Source organism: Nocardioides pakistanensis, assembly GCF_054781215.1.
The window spans coordinates 20,064-33,801 of sequence record NZ_BAAGUV010000034.1 but is presented as its reverse complement, the minus strand read 5'-3'; the positions used below and the strand labels follow the sequence as shown (position 1 = coordinate 33,801).

At 72.2% G+C, this 13,738-nt stretch carries 15 protein-coding genes; 6 read left to right on the top strand and 9 right to left on the bottom strand.

The features are described from left to right. Nucleotides 1–139: 139 nt before the first annotated feature. The 4 genes from ACYVIH_RS13600 (at nucleotide 140) to ACYVIH_RS13585 (ending at nucleotide 1,993) form a co-directional block, all read left to right on the top strand. Nucleotides 140–592 carry an RDD family protein gene (locus ACYVIH_RS13600; protein WP_460869998.1) on the top strand — a complete coding sequence of 151 codons (453 nt, stop codon included), beginning with the start codon at nucleotides 140–142 and terminating at the stop codon, nucleotides 590–592. Nucleotides 593–674: 82 nt separating this feature from the next. After that, nucleotides 675–1,040 carry a phosphoribosyltransferase gene (locus ACYVIH_RS13595; protein WP_460869997.1) on the top strand — a complete coding sequence of 122 codons (366 nt, stop codon included), beginning with the start codon at nucleotides 675–677 and terminating at the stop codon, nucleotides 1,038–1,040. Nucleotides 1,041–1,046: 6 nt separating this feature from the next. Next, nucleotides 1,047–1,805: a hypothetical protein gene (locus tag ACYVIH_RS13590; RefSeq protein ID WP_460869996.1), complete on the top strand. Its 759-nt coding sequence runs from the start codon at nucleotides 1,047–1,049 to the stop codon at nucleotides 1,803–1,805. 2 nt (nucleotides 1,806–1,807) lie between these two features. Next, nucleotides 1,808–1,993, top strand: a complete 186-nt coding sequence (locus ACYVIH_RS13585; RefSeq protein WP_460869995.1) for a hypothetical protein — start codon at nucleotides 1,808–1,810, stop codon at nucleotides 1,991–1,993. On the opposite strand, the gene ACYVIH_RS13580 is transcribed toward ACYVIH_RS13585, so the two are convergent. The 8 genes from ACYVIH_RS13580 to lipB form a co-directional block, all read right to left on the bottom strand. Beyond that, entirely contained in the window at nucleotides 1,962–3,239 is a 1,278-nt protein-coding gene (locus ACYVIH_RS13580) for a class I SAM-dependent methyltransferase (protein WP_460869994.1), read from the bottom strand. The two genes, ACYVIH_RS13585 and ACYVIH_RS13580, sit on opposite strands and share 32 nt — an antisense overlap. Continuing rightward, nucleotides 3,236–3,979 carry a DUF1365 domain-containing protein gene (locus tag ACYVIH_RS13575; RefSeq protein ID WP_460869993.1) on the bottom strand — a complete coding sequence of 248 codons (744 nt, stop codon included), beginning with the start codon at nucleotides 3,977–3,979 and terminating at the stop codon, nucleotides 3,236–3,238. The genes ACYVIH_RS13580 and ACYVIH_RS13575 overlap by 4 nt, the downstream gene beginning before the upstream one ends. Then, nucleotides 3,976–5,289: an NAD(P)/FAD-dependent oxidoreductase gene (locus ACYVIH_RS13570; protein WP_460869992.1), complete on the bottom strand. Its 1,314-nt coding sequence runs from the start codon at nucleotides 5,287–5,289 to the stop codon at nucleotides 3,976–3,978. Before ACYVIH_RS13570 ends, ACYVIH_RS13575 begins: the two co-directional genes overlap by 4 nt. Before the next feature lie 97 nt (nucleotides 5,290–5,386). Continuing rightward, nucleotides 5,387–6,091 carry a DUF4191 domain-containing protein gene (locus tag ACYVIH_RS13565; protein ID WP_460869991.1) on the bottom strand — a complete coding sequence of 235 codons (705 nt, stop codon included), beginning with the start codon at nucleotides 6,089–6,091 and terminating at the stop codon, nucleotides 5,387–5,389. A 47-nt stretch (nucleotides 6,092–6,138) separates the two neighbouring features. Next, a complete protein-coding gene (gene lipA, locus ACYVIH_RS13560; RefSeq protein WP_460869990.1) occupies nucleotides 6,139–7,089 on the bottom strand; it encodes a lipoyl synthase in 951 nt (316 codons plus the stop codon). Between the two features lie 89 nt (nucleotides 7,090–7,178). Next, nucleotides 7,179–8,144: a hypothetical protein gene (locus ACYVIH_RS13555; protein WP_460869989.1), complete on the bottom strand. Its 966-nt coding sequence runs from the start codon at nucleotides 8,142–8,144 to the stop codon at nucleotides 7,179–7,181. Next, nucleotides 8,141–9,121, bottom strand: coding sequence for an ABC transporter ATP-binding protein (locus tag ACYVIH_RS13550; RefSeq protein ID WP_460869988.1), 981 nt, complete (start codon nucleotides 9,119–9,121; stop codon nucleotides 8,141–8,143). Before ACYVIH_RS13550 ends, ACYVIH_RS13555 begins: the two co-directional genes overlap by 4 nt. 47 nt (nucleotides 9,122–9,168) lie before the next feature. Next, nucleotides 9,169–9,891, bottom strand: a complete 723-nt coding sequence (lipB, locus tag ACYVIH_RS13545) for a lipoyl(octanoyl) transferase LipB (protein ID WP_460869987.1) — start codon at nucleotides 9,889–9,891, stop codon at nucleotides 9,169–9,171. Between the two features lie 129 nt (nucleotides 9,892–10,020). On the opposite strand from lipB, the gene ACYVIH_RS13540 reads away from it, so the two are divergent. Together ACYVIH_RS13540 and ACYVIH_RS13535 are read left to right on the top strand one after the other, a co-directional pair. Further along, nucleotides 10,021–12,240 (top strand): MMPL family transporter, encoded by a 2,220-nt coding sequence (locus tag ACYVIH_RS13540; protein ID WP_460869986.1) that lies wholly within the window; start codon nucleotides 10,021–10,023, stop codon nucleotides 12,238–12,240. Between the two features lie 14 nt (nucleotides 12,241–12,254). Next, nucleotides 12,255–12,809, top strand: a complete 555-nt coding sequence (locus ACYVIH_RS13535; RefSeq protein ID WP_460869985.1) for a hypothetical protein — start codon at nucleotides 12,255–12,257, stop codon at nucleotides 12,807–12,809. Here the strand turns inward: ACYVIH_RS13535 and ACYVIH_RS13530 are convergent. Then, a complete protein-coding gene (locus tag ACYVIH_RS13530; protein ID WP_460869984.1) occupies nucleotides 12,775–13,668 on the bottom strand; it encodes a TIGR01777 family oxidoreductase in 894 nt (297 codons plus the stop codon). The two genes, ACYVIH_RS13535 and ACYVIH_RS13530, sit on opposite strands and share 35 nt — an antisense overlap. Nucleotides 13,669–13,738 lie beyond the last annotated feature (70 nt).

Here is a 13,738-nt window from a genome sequence, read left to right as displayed (position 1 = left end):
GCTGCACCACTGCCCCGGAACCTATGAAGGGGCGATTAAGCGACCGTATCCGGTTTGTTTCGAGCATGTAACAAGCTGGGTGGAGGATCACAGGCGGTCCAGGCAGGTGCCGGCCGGGCAGCCGGGTAGCGTTGGCCGGGTGAGCCAGCCCCCGTCGTCCGCCGCCGGCCCGACCCCTGCCTACCCCGGCCAGCGGCTTGGCCTCCCCGAGCACGGACCCGGCTCGGTTGCGGGGTGGGGCCGCCGGTTCGCCGCTCTCGCGGTGGACTGGGTGGCCAGCTCGCTGGCCGCCGTCGCGCTGTTCGGCTACGAGTGGTTCGGGGACACCGTCGGCCAACAGGGCTGGGTCGGGTTCAGCCCATGGCTGGTGTTCGTGGTGGAGCGCGCGCTGTTCACCGCCTTCATGGGCGGCTCCTTCGGACAGCTGCTGGTGCGGGTGTCCGTGGTCCGGCTCGACGGGCGGCCGGTCGACGTACTCCGGGCGCTCGTCCGCTCGGTGCTGATCCTGCTGGTCGTCCCGCCGCTGGTGTTCAACTCCGACCGTCGCGGCCTGCACGACCTGGCCGTCGGCACCGTGGTCCTCCAGCGCTGACCCGCGGGACCTCCGCCCCTGCCCTCGCGCGTTCCGCGCTCCTAGCGTGGACGCAGGCACAGGTACGGCGGGGAGGTGCCGCATGTACGCGAACCGGGTCGATGCCGGCCGGAAGCTGGCCCGAGCTCTCGAGCACCTGAGGGGACCGGAGACGGTGGTCCTCGGTCTCCCACGCGGTGGGGTGCCGGTGGCCTACGAGGTGGCCAGGGCCATCGAGGCCCCGCTGGACGTGATCGTGGTGCGCAAGCTGGGCGTGCCCTTCCAGCCGGAGCTGGCGATGGGTGCCGTGGGGGAGGAGGGCGTCCTCGTCCTCAACCCCGACGTGGTCCGGATCGCCCACATCAGCGAGGAGGAGATGGCCTCGGTCGAGCGTCGGGAACGGGTCGTCGTGCAGGAGCGGGCTAGCCGCTTCCGCTCGGGACGCCCGCGCCGCTCGCTCGACGGCTAGGTCGCGGTGATCGTCGACGACGGTGTGGCCACCGGAGCGACGGCCCGTGCCGCGTGCCGGGTCGCCCGGGCCCTGGGCGCGGCGAGGGTGGTGCTCGCCGTCCCGGTGGGCCCGGCGGACGTCGAGACCAGGTTCCGCAGCGAGGCCGACGAGGTGGTCTGCCCCGACCAGCCCTACGAGTTCTACGCGGTGGGCCAGTTCTACGTGGACTTCTCGCAGACCACGGACGACGAGGTGACCACGCTGCTGCAGCGACGCACCGACGAGCTCGCGGACGCGGTCGCGGCCGACGCAGCCACGGAGACGCAGTCGGTGGACGAGGACGTGGAGATCACCTTGGACGGGCTCACGCTCCACGGACGGCTGACCGTCCCCGCGGGAGCGATCGGCGTCGTGCTCTTCGCGCACGGCAGCGGCAGCAGCCGGCACAGCCCGCGCAACCGGTACGTCGCCACCGTGCTGCAGGACGCCGGCATCGGGACCTTGCTGTTCGACCTGCTCACCTCCGCCGAGGAGCACGACCGGCGGATGGTGTTCGACGTCGACCTGCTCGCCACCCGGCTGGCCGGCGCCACCGCCTGGCTGAGGACCCAGCCGGCCGTGGACGGGCTCGCGGTCGGCTACTTCGGAGCGAGCACAGGCGCGGCGGCGGCGCTGTGGGCGGCCGCCGACCCCGAGCAGCACATCGCCGCGGTGGTGTCACGCGGAGGCAGGCCGGACCTGGCGATCCCGCGGCTGCCCGAGTCGAGGCGCCGACCCTGCTGATCGTGGGCGGGCACGACCTGATGGTGCTCGACCTCAACCGGGAGGCGCAGCGGCACCTGACGTGCGAGAACCGGCTGGCCGTCGTACCGGGGGCGACCCACCTGTTCGAGGAGCCGGGCACCCTCGCCCAGGCCGCCGCCCTGGCCCGGGACTGGTTCAGCGACCGTCTCCGGGCCGCCGCAGGGTGATCTGCGCGACGTCGAGGTAGCCGGCCCGGAAGCCCGCCTCGCAGTAGGCGAGGTAGAACTCCCACATCCTGCGGAAGGTCTCGTCGAAGCCGAGCGCCGTGACGCTCGGCCACTGGTCGAGGAACCGCTCCCGCCACAGTCGCAGGGTGTGTGCGTAGTGCCGACCCATCGGCGAGAAGCCGGAGACCGCCAGCCTCGTGTGGTCCGCGACGACGCCCTCGATCGCCTCACGCGAAGGCAGCAGCCCGCCGGGGAAGATGTACTTGTGGATCCACGTGTAGCTGTCGCGGGTCGCGAGGTAGCGGTGGTGCTCGAGCAGGATCGCCTGGACGACCGCCCGGCCCCCAGGCGCCAGCAGTGAGTCGATCGCGGCGAAGTACGTCGGCCAGTACCGCTCGCCGACCGCCTCGATCATCTCCACGCTGACCACCGCGTCGAACTCACCCGTCTGGTCGCGGTAGTCGCGCAGCGCGATCTCCACCCGGTCGCCGACACCCGCGGCGTCGACCCGCTGCCGGGCCAGGGCGGCCTGCTCGGTGGAGATCGTGATCGTCGTGACGTGGGCGCCGCGTTGTGCTGCCCGGATCGCGAGGGTGCCCCAGCCTGTGCCGATCTCCAGGACCCGGCTGCCCTCGGTGACCCCGGCCGCGTCGAGCACCGCGTCGACCTTGCGCAGCTGGGCGTCCTCCAGGTCCGCCTGCGTCGGAGCGGGGTCGAGCCTGGCGAACAGCGCGGAGGAGTACGACAGCGACGGGTCCAGGAACGCCGCGAACATCTCGTTGGACAGGTCGTAGTGGTGCTCGATGTTGCGGCGGGCGCCGGCCTTGGTGTTCTCCGGGTTCAGCCCCCGGGGGAGCACCGCGTGGCGCAGCCGGTAGAACGTCGGGTGCACCAGCTCGGTGAGCCGGCGGGCGAACGGGGTGAGCGCGTCGGCGAGGTCGGTGCCCGGCGCGGTGCGCCACTCGCCGGCCATGTAGGACTCCCCGAACCCGATCAGCGGGCTCTGCCCGAGCCGGGCGAAGAACGCGTCCGGGTCGGCGACCTCGAGCACCGGGCCGGCTCCGCCGTACACCTCGCCGGTGGCCAGCCGGACGGTCACCGGCATCTTGCCCAGGATCCGCCGGACGGCGAACCGGGCCAGGCGACCGCGGACCGCGAGCGACGGCGCCGGCGGGAGCTGCCGGGAGGCGTCGGTGCCCGGCTCCGAGGCCGCGCCGAGGCGGGAGGTGACGGGGGAGGAGGTCATGACACGCCTTTCGGAGCCGGGTGCTGGGGGCGGGGGACCACGGGGAGCCGGCGCAGCCAGAGCCGGACTCCGTGCCAGCGGATCAGGGCGGAGACGCGGTGGGAGGGCAGTGGGTTGCCTGCCACTCTCCTGAGGGTATGCCTGCGTGAGGCCCGGCGCAGGTCTCCGTGGACGGCGGCCGTGAAGAGCAGCCGGCCGTCGGGTGCGGTCAGGGTGATCGCGACCGCGACCTCGTCGTCGGTCAGCTTGGTCCGGAAGTCGTAGCGTCCCTCGACGGCGAAGAACGGCGAGACGTAGAACTCCTTGGGCGCGGTGGCCCGCGCCGGGGTACCGCGGTCGACGGCCAGCGGGTAGCAGTGCCGCTCGCCGTAGGTGTTGTGCACCTCGGCGAGGACCCCCTCGAGCTCGCCTCGCTCGTCGAGGACGAAGTAGGTGCTCAGCGGGTCGAAGACGTAACCGAGGCTGCGGGCGTTGGCCAGCAGCAGCACCCGGTGCGCCGTCCACGGAAGCCCGTGCTCGGCGATCGCCGTGCGTGCCTTGTGCGCCAGGGGGCGTCGGTCGGCGGGGTCGAAGTGGTCCTGTGAGCGGATGGACGCCAGCGGCCGCAGCCAGCGGGGGAAGGCGGCGTTCTGGTCGGCGAGGTCGACCAGCCACATCGTCGTACGGTGGCTGAACTCGTAGCGGAACGGGTGCAGCCGCCGGTGGTGCACCAGCGCCCCGACCGCGGCCGGCACGGTCACCAGCTCGCTCCCAGCGCCTCGGCCGCGGCGGCACCGGCGCGGCAGCCGTCCTCGTGGAAGCCCCAGCCGTGGTAGGCGCCGGCGAAGGCCAGCCGGTCGCTGTTCAGCCCCGCGAGCCGCTGCTGGGCGGCGACCGAGGCCGCGGTGTAGGTGGGGTGCTCGTAGGTCATCGTCGCGATCACGTGCTCGGGAGCGAGGCCCCGGTCCGGGTTGAGCGTGACCACCAGCGGCTCGGCCTCCGGGTGCCCCTGCAGCCGGTTCATCCAGTAGGACACCCGCGTGCGGTCGGTGGGCGTGTCGCAGTCCTCGAGCCGGTAGTTCCAGCTGGCCCGGGCCCGGCGGGTGGCCGGCAGCGCGCTCTCGTCACGGTGCAGCCAGGCGACGTTGGTGGAGTACTCGAAGGCACCGAGCACCTCCTGCTCCTCGTCCCCGGCATCGGTGAGCAGCGCCCGTGCCTGGTCGGCGTGGGTCGCGATGACGACCTTGTCGAAGCTGTGGTGCTCGCTCGGCCCACCGCCGGCTGGGCGTACGTCGATCTCGACCGCGTCGGGCTTGCGGCTGACCGCGGTGACCCGGGAGCCGGGGCGGACGACGTCCAGACGCTCGGTCACCGCGTGCACGTAGGACCGAGAGCCGCCGACCACGGTGTGCCAGGTGGGGGCGTCGCCGAGGGTGAGGAAGCCGTGGTGGCGCAGGAAGGCGAACAGGTACGCCGCGGGGTAGGCCAGCGCCTCGGTGTGCCCCATCGACCACACGCAGGAGACCACCGGCAAGGCGCAGTGGGTGACGAAGTGCTGGTCGAAGCCGTGCTCGGCGAGGAACTCCCCGTAGGTCTGCTCCGAGCCGGCCTGCTCCTCGAGGTGACGCAACGCCTGCCTCTGGAACGAGCGCACCTGGAGCAGCAGTCGCCAGAACGACGGGTCCACCGCTCGCCGGCGCTGGGAGAAGATCCCGTCGGCGCGGCGGCCGCCGGTGTAGCTGAGACCGCAGCCGGAGCAGGAGATGTTCATGCTCATCTCGGTCGGCCGGGTGCGCACACCGAGCTCGTCGAAGAGCCGCCGCAGCAGCGGGTAGGTGCGGTCGTTGAGCACGATGAACCCGGAGTCCACCGGGACCGTCCCGCCGGCGACCGGCACGTCATGGGTGTGGGCGTGGCCGCCGATCCGCGGGTCGGCCTCGAACAGCGTGACGTGGTGGCTGCGCTGCAGCAGGTAGGCGGCGGTGAGGCCGGAGATGTCGCCGCCGATCACCGCGACGGTCGGCCGGTCGTCGTACGACGGCCCTGGGCTGGTGTGCTGGGTCTCCCTCATGCCCGGCGTTCGGAGCCGGGCACACGGGGGATGGGCCCCGGAAGGTAAAGACTTCCGCCGAGACGATCAGGGACGGGTCACGAGCCGTCCCGAGGGGTCAGCGGCCCCGCATGTTCTGCCGGGCGCCCTTGAGGTTGGTCGGGATCGGGCCCTTGGGCAGCGGGATGTTCGACCGGGTCGCGTCGAGCGCGCGCAGCCGGGCGAGCACGTCGGTGATCTGCGCGGGCTTGACCTTCTTGCCCAGCTTGGTGACGTGCTTGACCAGCTTCGGCAGCGGCACGGCGCCCTCGGAGTCGCCGACCACGACCTCGTGGATCGGCACCTCGGAGGCGACCCGCTCGTGCTTGCGGCGCTGCTCGGCCATCAGCTGCTTGAGCCGGTTGGGGTTGCCCTCGCCGACCAGCACGATGCCGGGCGGGCCGACCACCCGGTGGACGACGTCCTGGTGGCGGTTGAACCCGACGGCCGGCTCGGTGGTCCAGCCGCGCCGGAGCATGCCGAGCGCGGCCGCGGCGGCGCCGGGCTGGCCCTCGATCTGCTTGTAGCCGGCGTGCTGGGCCCGGCGGCCGAAGACGATCAGCACGACGAGGATGCCGACCATGACCGCCGCGACGAGGTCGAGGATCCAGTGGCCGGGGACGAAGGAGAGCAGCGCGAAGGCCAGCCCGGCGGACAGCACGAACCAGCCGAGCAGGATCAGGCCGAGCTTCGGGTCGACCTGCTTGGTCATCCGGTAGCTGGCCGCGATCTGCTTCACCCAGCCGTTCTTGGGCGCCTTCGCGGACTTGTCTTTCCTGGCCATGGTTGTGCTGCCTCGTTCGTTCTCGTGGGGCGGGACGCCCTAGTGTCTCAGACCGTCTGCGGGGCGTTCTCGCGAGCCGCCAGCGCCTGCTGGTAGAGACGTCCGGCGCGGTAGGAGGAGCGGACCAGGGGTCCCGACATGACGCCGGCGAAGCCGACCTCCATCGCCTCGTCGTGCAGCTCGACGAACTCCTCGGGCTTGACCCAGCGCTCGACGGGGTGGTGCCGTGGCGAGGGGCGGAGGTACTGGGTGATCGTGAGCAGGTCGCAGCCGGCCTCGTGCAGGTCGCGCAGCGCCTGGGAGACCTCCTCGCGGGTCTCGCCCATGCCGAGGATCAGGTTCGACTTGGTGACCAGCCCGAACGCGCGGGCCTGGGTGAGCACGTCGAGGGACCGGTCGTAACGGAACGCGGGCCGGATCCGCTTGAAGATCCGCGGCACGGTCTCGACGTTGTGGGCGAGCACCTCGGGCCGGGACTCGAAGACCTCCTGGAGCAGGTCCGGCTTGCCGTTGAAGTCCGGGATCAGGTTCTCCACGCCGGTGTCGGGGTTCAGCTCGTGGATCTGTTTGACCGTCTCCGCGTAGAGCCACGCGCCGCCGTCGGGCAGGTCGTCGCGGGCGACCCCGGTGATCGTGGCGTAGCGCAGGCCCATCGACCGGACGCTCTCGGCGACCCGGCGCGGCTCGTCGCGGTCCAGCGGCTGGGGCCGGCCGGTGTCGATCTGGCAGAAGTCGCAGCGCCGCGTGCACTGGTCGCCGCCGATGAGGAACGTCGCCTCGCGGTCCTCCCAGCACTCGTAGATGTTGGGGCAGCCGGCTTCCTGGCAGACCGTGTGGAGCCCCTCGGACTTCACCAGGGCCTGGAGCTCGTTGTACTGCGGTCCCATCTTGGCCCGGGTCTTGATCCACTCGGGCTTCTTCTCGATGGGGGTCTGGGAGTTGCGGACCTCCAGACGCAGGAGCTTGCGGCCGTCGGGCGAGGTGGGCGCTTCAGTCACGCCCGCCACTCTACGCCGGGCTCCGGAGGCACCCCAATCGCCACGGTGGGCGGCGTACGACGGGCACCGTGACGTGCGACGACAGCGGGTCAGGGGATGTCGCGGCGCCGGAAGGACAGCACCGAGGCGACAGCCACGACCAGCAGCAGGACGCCGAGGTAGGTCACGCCCTGGGAGAAGGTGACCACGGCGAGCTGGTCGCACTGCTGCTCGGTGCACGGCAGCGAGTAGTCGTAGTACTCGTAGCCGTGCTGGATCCAGGCGAACACGTTGTTGCCGAGGCTCCACCGGCCGCTGCCCTCGAACGGCAGCGCCGCGATCAGCATCTCGCCACCCACGGTGTAGCCGAACAGCAGCGCGAGCACACCGACGGTGTGCCGGAACAGCATCGTCAGCGCGTAGCCACCGGTGGCGCCCAACGCCGCGAGGAGGACCCCGCGGCCGGCGGACCAGCCGATCTGCTCCCGCACCGAGGCCGCGGTGGTGATGTCGCGAGCATCGGCGGCGAGCAGCAGCGCGGCCCAGAACCCGGCCACGACCACGGCGCTGACCACCAGTGTCGCGAGGAACACCGCCGCTGCCTTGGCCAGCCACACCTGCCCCCGACGCGGCCGGAACAGCAGCTGGTTGCTCATCGACCCCGAGCCCCAGTCCGCGCCGGCGAAGGTGGTGCCGACGATGATCATCAGGCCTGCGGTGATCACCAGCACCGCCAGTCCGTTGTTGTCCTTCTGCGCTTCCAGGTCCAGCTGCTGGCGGTCGAGGAACCAGGCGGGCTGGGGCAGCATGGCCTCCTCGCAGGTGACCTCGGTGTTGCCGCCGAGGTACATCTGCGGGTCCTCGCGGCAGGCCTCGAGCTCGTCCTGCACCCACGGCTGGGCGGCCTCCTTCTCGGCCTGCGCCTCGGCCCGAGCCAGCTCGGTGGCGCTGACCGGGCGGGTGTCCCAGACCGTGGTGCCCGCGACCAGGCCGACCAGCAAGGCCGCGGCCAGGACGATCAGCACGATCGCCCGCCGGGAGCGGAACCGGCTGAGCTCCACCATCAGCAGTCTCATGCCGCGCCCTCCGTCGTGTCGGTCCCGGTGCCGGGAGCCGTCGCGCCGTGGCCCGAGCCCCCCAGCGCCTCGCCCTTGGTCAGCTGCAGGAACACCGACTCCAGGTCGGCACGCACCGGGTTGAGCTCGTGGACGTACATGCCCTGCTCGGCGAGCAGCCGCGTGATCGTGGCCGGGTCGCCGGCGCCCTCGACGAGCAGCCCGGCCCCGTCGCGCGTGACGCTCAGCCCGGCTGCGCTCAGCGCCGTGGCCGCCGTACCGGTCTCGGCGACGCCGACCCGGACCGCGGACGCCCCGGCCTGGACGAGCTCGGCGACGTCGCCGTGCGCGAGCAGCCGGCCGTTGCCGATGATCGAGACCGAGTGGCACACCTGCTGCACCTCGGCCAGGATGTGCGAGCTGAGCAGCACGGTCACCCCGCTCTCCCCGAGGTCGCGGATCATGTCGCGGATGTCGCGGATCCCGGCGGGGTCCAGGCCGTTGGTCGGCTCGTCGAGGATCAGCAGGTCCGGGCTCTTGAGCAGCGTGGCCGCGATCGCGAGGCGCTGCTTCATGCCCAGCGAGTAGCCCTTGAACCGCTCCTTGTCGCGGCCGGTCATCCCGACCTGCTCCAGCGCGGCGTCGACGCGGGACGCGGGCACGCCGATCGACCGGGCGAGCAGGGAGAGGTTCTTGCGTCCGGTGAACGTGGGGATGAACTTCGGCTGCTCCACCACGGCGCCGACCCGGTCCATCACCTCCGGAAGGTGCTCGGGCACGGGCCGGCCGAACAGCCGCATCTCGCCTCGGCTCGCTCGCGCCAGGCCGAGGAGCATCCGGATCGTCGTGGTCTTGCCCGACCCGTTCGGACCGAGGAACCCGTGCACCCCGCCGGCGGGCACGGTGAGGTCCAGGTCGTGCACGGCAACGATGTGCCGGCCGCGCCGGGTGCGGAACTCCTTGCGCAGCCCGAAGGTCTCGATGACCGCCTCGCTCATTGCGGGAACCCCCGTCTCGGAAGTGCCCAGCATGACGGACCGGAGCGTCAGCGCAGCGGATTGACCACCGGCACGCGCAACGTGTCGTGCCGCTTCGCCGGGTCCGGGCGGGGCTCGTAGTCCGGGGTGGGGGTGTACGGCGCCCACGCCAGCAGCTCACGCAGGTGCCGCTCGACGAGCGGAGTCGCCTCGGCCACGGTGACGTCGCGGCCGAGCTCCGCGCTCAGCGAGGTGACCCCGGCGTCGTCGATGCCGCACGGCACGAACTGGTCGTACCAGCGCAGGTCGACGTCGCAGTTCAGCGCGAACCCGTGCATGGTCACTCCTCCGGCGACCCGGATCCCGATCGCGGCGATCTTGCGCTCGGGCCGGTCTCCGTCGGCGCGCAGCCACACGCCGCTGCGGCCCGGGACCCGCGCGGTGGTCACGCCCAGCTCCGTGCAGGCCTGGATCAGGGCCTCCTCGAGCCGGCGGACGTAGTCGACCACCTTGACGTGCTCGGGCAGCCGCACGATCGGGTAGCCGACGAGCTGGCCGGGTCCGTGGAAGGTGATCTTCCCGCCGCGGTCGACGTCGATCACCGGTGCCGTCCCGGCGACGGGGCGCTCATGGGGCTCGGTGCGCTTGCCCGCGGTGAACACCGGCGGGTGCTCCAGCAGGACCACGGTGTCGGTGCCGCCCGCCACGACGCTCTCGTGCACCCGGCGCTGGAGGTCCCAGGCGGCGGTGTACTCCACCTCGCCCAGCGACCTGAACTCGAGCTCGCTCACGGTGACGAGCCTAACCCTGCGCGGTGCGGCGGATGTCTTGGCGCCCGGGCAGGGCAGTGCACGATCATGGGTGCGGCGAGTCTCGGCACCTCGCACGCACCCGTCGAACTCCTCCGAAAGGCACCCGCCATGGCGAGTCCCTCCCGACGCCCCTCCACCCACGCGGCCGGACGTCGCCGGCGATGGGTGCTCCCCGCCGTCGTGCTGCTGCTGTGGCTGCTCGTCGGCGGGCCGCTGGGCTCCTTCGCCGGCCAGCTGTCGACGGTGCAGGAGAACGACAACGCAGCGTTCCTGCCCGAGACCGCCGAGTCGACGATCGCGTCGAAGGAGTACACCAAGTTCATCGGCACCGAGAGCGTGCCGGCGATCGTGGTGTTCTCCCGCGACGGCGGGCTCACCCCGGCCGACCAGCAGGCGATGGCCGGCCTCGTCGAGGAGGTCAAGGCCGTCGAGGACGTCGACGCGGCTGCGGTGCAGGGCCCGATCCCGTCGGCCGACGGCACGGCTGCCCAGGTCGTCGTACCTCTGGCGACGTCGGACGGTGAGGCGCTCGAGGCCGCGATCGTGAACATCCGCGAGGTGCTCGAGGGTGCGCCGGACGGCCTGCTCGCCGTGGTCGGCGGCCCCGGCGGGATCCTCGGCGACTTCATCGAGGCGTTCGGCGCGATCGACGGGATCCTGCTGCTCGTCGCGCTCAGCGTGGTGCTGGTGATCCTGCTGGTGGTCTACCGGTCGCCGGTGCTCCCACTGGTGGTGCTGGTCTCCGCGGTCCTCGCGCTCGGTGTCGCCTCGGCGGTCATCTACGCGCTCGCCAAGTCCGACGTGCTGACCCTCAACGGGCAGAGCCAGGGCATCCTCTTCATCCTCGCGGTGGGTGCCGCGACCGACTACTCGCTGCTGATCGTCGCCCGGTTCCGCGAGGAGCTTCGTGACCACGAGTCGAAGTACGACGCGATGCGTGCCGCGTGGCGGGCGTCGGTGGAGCCGGTGCTCGCCTCCGGGGCGACCGTGATCCTCGGCCTGCTGTGCCTGCTGCTGTCGGACCTGGCCAGCCTCCAGGGCCTGGGGCCGGTCGGCGCGATCGGGATCGCCGGGGCGATGTTCGCGGCACTGACCCTGTTGCCCGCGGCGCTGGTGCTGTTGGGGCGGCGCGCCTACTGGCCGGTGCGACCGACGTACGGCTCCGAGCACACCTACAACCTCGGCATCTGGGGGGCGGTCGCCCGTCTCGTCGGCAGGCGCGCCCGGCTGGTGTGGACGGTGACCTTCGTGGTGCTCGCCGGGTTCGCGGCGTTCGTGCCCACCCTGAACGAGGACCCGGTGCCGCAGACCGAGCAGTTCCTCACCCGCGTCGACTCGGTGCGGGCCCAGGAGGTCCTCGACGAGCACTTCCGGTCCGACCAGAGCAGTCCGGCGATCCTGGTGGTGCCGGAGGAGGACCTCGCCGAGGCGGCCGAGGTCGCGGCCGCGCATCCAGGTGTCGCGCGGGAGGGCGTCGTACCCCTGCCCGCCGGGCCGCCGGACGCGGGCGAGCAGCCGCAGCTGAAGATCGTCGACGGCGAGGGCATCCTGCTGGTCACGCTGGCGGCCAACGCCGACTCGGTGGCGCCCACCGACACCGTGCGCGACCTGCGGACAGAGCTGGACGACGTGAGCGAGGACATCGTGGTCGGCGGCCAGACCGCCACCTTGCTCGACACCCGCGACACGGTGGACCGCGACCGGCGGATCGTGATCCCGGCGATCCTGCTGGTGATCTTCGTCGTGCTCGCGCTGCTGCTGCGGGCCCTGCTCGCGCCGGCGCTGCTGATCGTGGCCAACGTGCTGTCCTTCGGTGCGACGATGGGGATCAGCGCGCTGCTGTTCAACCACGTCTTCGACTTCCCGGCCTCCGACCCGTCGACGCTGCTGATCGGGTTCGTGTTCCTGGTCGCCCTGGGCATCGACTACTCGATCTTCCTGATGACCCGGGTGCGTGAGGAGTCGATCCGCCAGGGCACCCACCCGGGGATCCTCAAGGGGCTGTCGGTCACCGGCGGGGTGATCACCTCTGCCGGCGTCGTGCTGGCCGCGACGTTCGCCGCCCTCGGTGTGCTGCCGCTGCTGTTCCTGGCCCAGATCGCGTTCATCGTTGCGTTCGGGGTGCTCCTCGACACCATCGTGGTCCGCTCGCTGCTGGTGCCGGCGCTGTCCTACGACCTCGGCCCGGCGGTCTGGTGGCCGAGCCGGCTGTGGCACACGCCGGACCACGTCGACGCCGAGACCGCGCGGATGCTGCACCTCGGTGCCGACGGCGACCTCTCCGGCTCGGAGCCTGTGGACGACGGCGACGGCAGGCACCGCCGCTAGGCCACAGTGGGGGAGTGCCCTCGCTCACACCTGTCGCGATCCGCCACTTGACCGTGCTGGCGCTCTGCGCCGCGCTCGGCGGCTGTGTCGGCCGGCCGGAGGCGGTTCCGCCGGCATCCGGGGCCAGGACCGCTGCGCCGGTGGAGCGCGCCGCCGCACCCGCGTCGTTCCGGGCCGCGGACGTGCTCCGTTCCTGGGACCGGGCGCGAGCCCGGGCCTACGCCGCCGGGGACGCGTCCGCTCTGCGTCGGTTGTACGCCGACGGCTCGGCGGCCGGTCGCGCCGACGTGCGGATGCTCCGGCGCTACCTCCGGCGGGGGCTCGTGGTGACCGGGATGCAGGTGCAGCTGCTCGGCATCGACGTGCTGCTCGAGTCACCGCACCGGCTCAGGCTCCGGGTCACCGACCGGCTCGTCGGGGCCGAAGCCGTGGGCCGTGACGGCGCTGCGATCCGGCTGCCCCGGGACGGTGTCTCCACGCGCATGGTCGAGCTGGTCCGGGAGGATGAGGCGAGCCGGTGGCGGGTTGCCGGGGTCAGGGAGTCAGCGCCGCCGCGAGACGGTCGTTGAGCGTCGGCTGCTCGAACTCGAACCCGTCGGCGAGCAGGTGCGCCGGCTCCACGCGCACCGAGCCGAGCAGCTCGTGGGAGAGCTCACCGAGGACCTTGCGCATCGGCCACGCCGGCGCCCGCACGAGCGTGGGCCGGTTCAGCATCCGGCCGAGCTGCGCGGTGAACTCTGCGTTGGTGGTCGTGCCGGGACCGGTGAGGTTGTAGACGCCGCGGCAGGCGTCGTTGGTCGCGAGGAACGTCGCTGCTCGCAGCCAGTCGTTGAGGGAGATCGTGGCGAAGTACTGCCGGCCGTCGCCGAGAGGTCCGCCGAGCCCGGCCCGGAACAGCAGGTTCAGCGGCTTGAGCGCACCGCCGCTCTTGTGCAGCACCACTGACGTGCGCATCACGCAGACCCGGGCACCGGCCTCCACCGCCGGTGCGGTCGCCTCCTGCCACTCGCGGCTGATCCGGCCCAGCGTCGTGTCCGCCGGCGTCGACGACTCCTCGGTCAGCACCTCGTCGCCGCGGTCGCCGTACGCCGCGATCCCGTTCTGCGCGAGGAGGGCCGGTTTGCGCGGCGAGGCAGCCACCGCCTCTGCGAGGGTCCGGGTGGTGAGCACCCGGCTGTCGCGCAGCGTCTGCCTGTACGACGCCGTCCACGGCCAGTGTGCGATCGGGGCGCCGGCGAGGTTCGCGACCACGTCGGCGTCGTCGATCACCGACTGGTCGACGTGGCCGCCGTACGGGTCCCACGAGGACTCGCTGGCCGACTGGTTCTCGCCCCGGACGAGACGGACGACCTCATGACCCTGCCGGGCGAGGTGCTCGCGCCAGGCCTGACCCAGGAAGCCGGACGCGCCGGCCAGAACGATCCGCATGGACAAACTGTGGCACGCCCCCGCAACCTCCGGGTCGAACCGCGGCGGAGACGCAGCGGCGCCCGCTGCC

Bases quoted from the DNA above. Each gene is read 5' to 3' on its own strand.
- ACYVIH_RS13550 (WP_460869988.1), bottom strand. From the start codon at position 9,121: ATGAGCGAGGCGGTCATCGAGACCTTCGGGCTGCGCAAGGAGTTCCGC.
- ACYVIH_RS13530 (WP_460869984.1), bottom strand. From the start codon at position 13,668: ATGCGGATCGTTCTGGCCGGCGCGTCCGGCTTCCTGGGTCAGGCCTGG.
- ACYVIH_RS13570 (WP_460869992.1), bottom strand. From the start codon at position 5,289: ATGAGGGAGACCCAGCACACCAGCCCAGGGCCGTCGTACGACGACCGG.
- ACYVIH_RS13555 (WP_460869989.1), bottom strand. From the start codon at position 8,144: ATGAGACTGCTGATGGTGGAGCTCAGCCGGTTCCGCTCCCGGCGGGCG.
- ACYVIH_RS13595 (WP_460869997.1), top strand. From the start codon at position 675: ATGTACGCGAACCGGGTCGATGCCGGCCGGAAGCTGGCCCGAGCTCTC.
- ACYVIH_RS13565 (WP_460869991.1), bottom strand. From the start codon at position 6,091: ATGGCCAGGAAAGACAAGTCCGCGAAGGCGCCCAAGAACGGCTGGGTG.
- ACYVIH_RS13580 (WP_460869994.1), bottom strand. From the start codon at position 3,239: ATGACCTCCTCCCCCGTCACCTCCCGCCTCGGCGCGGCCTCGGAGCCG.
- ACYVIH_RS13540 (WP_460869986.1), top strand. From the start codon at position 10,021: ATGGCGAGTCCCTCCCGACGCCCCTCCACCCACGCGGCCGGACGTCGC.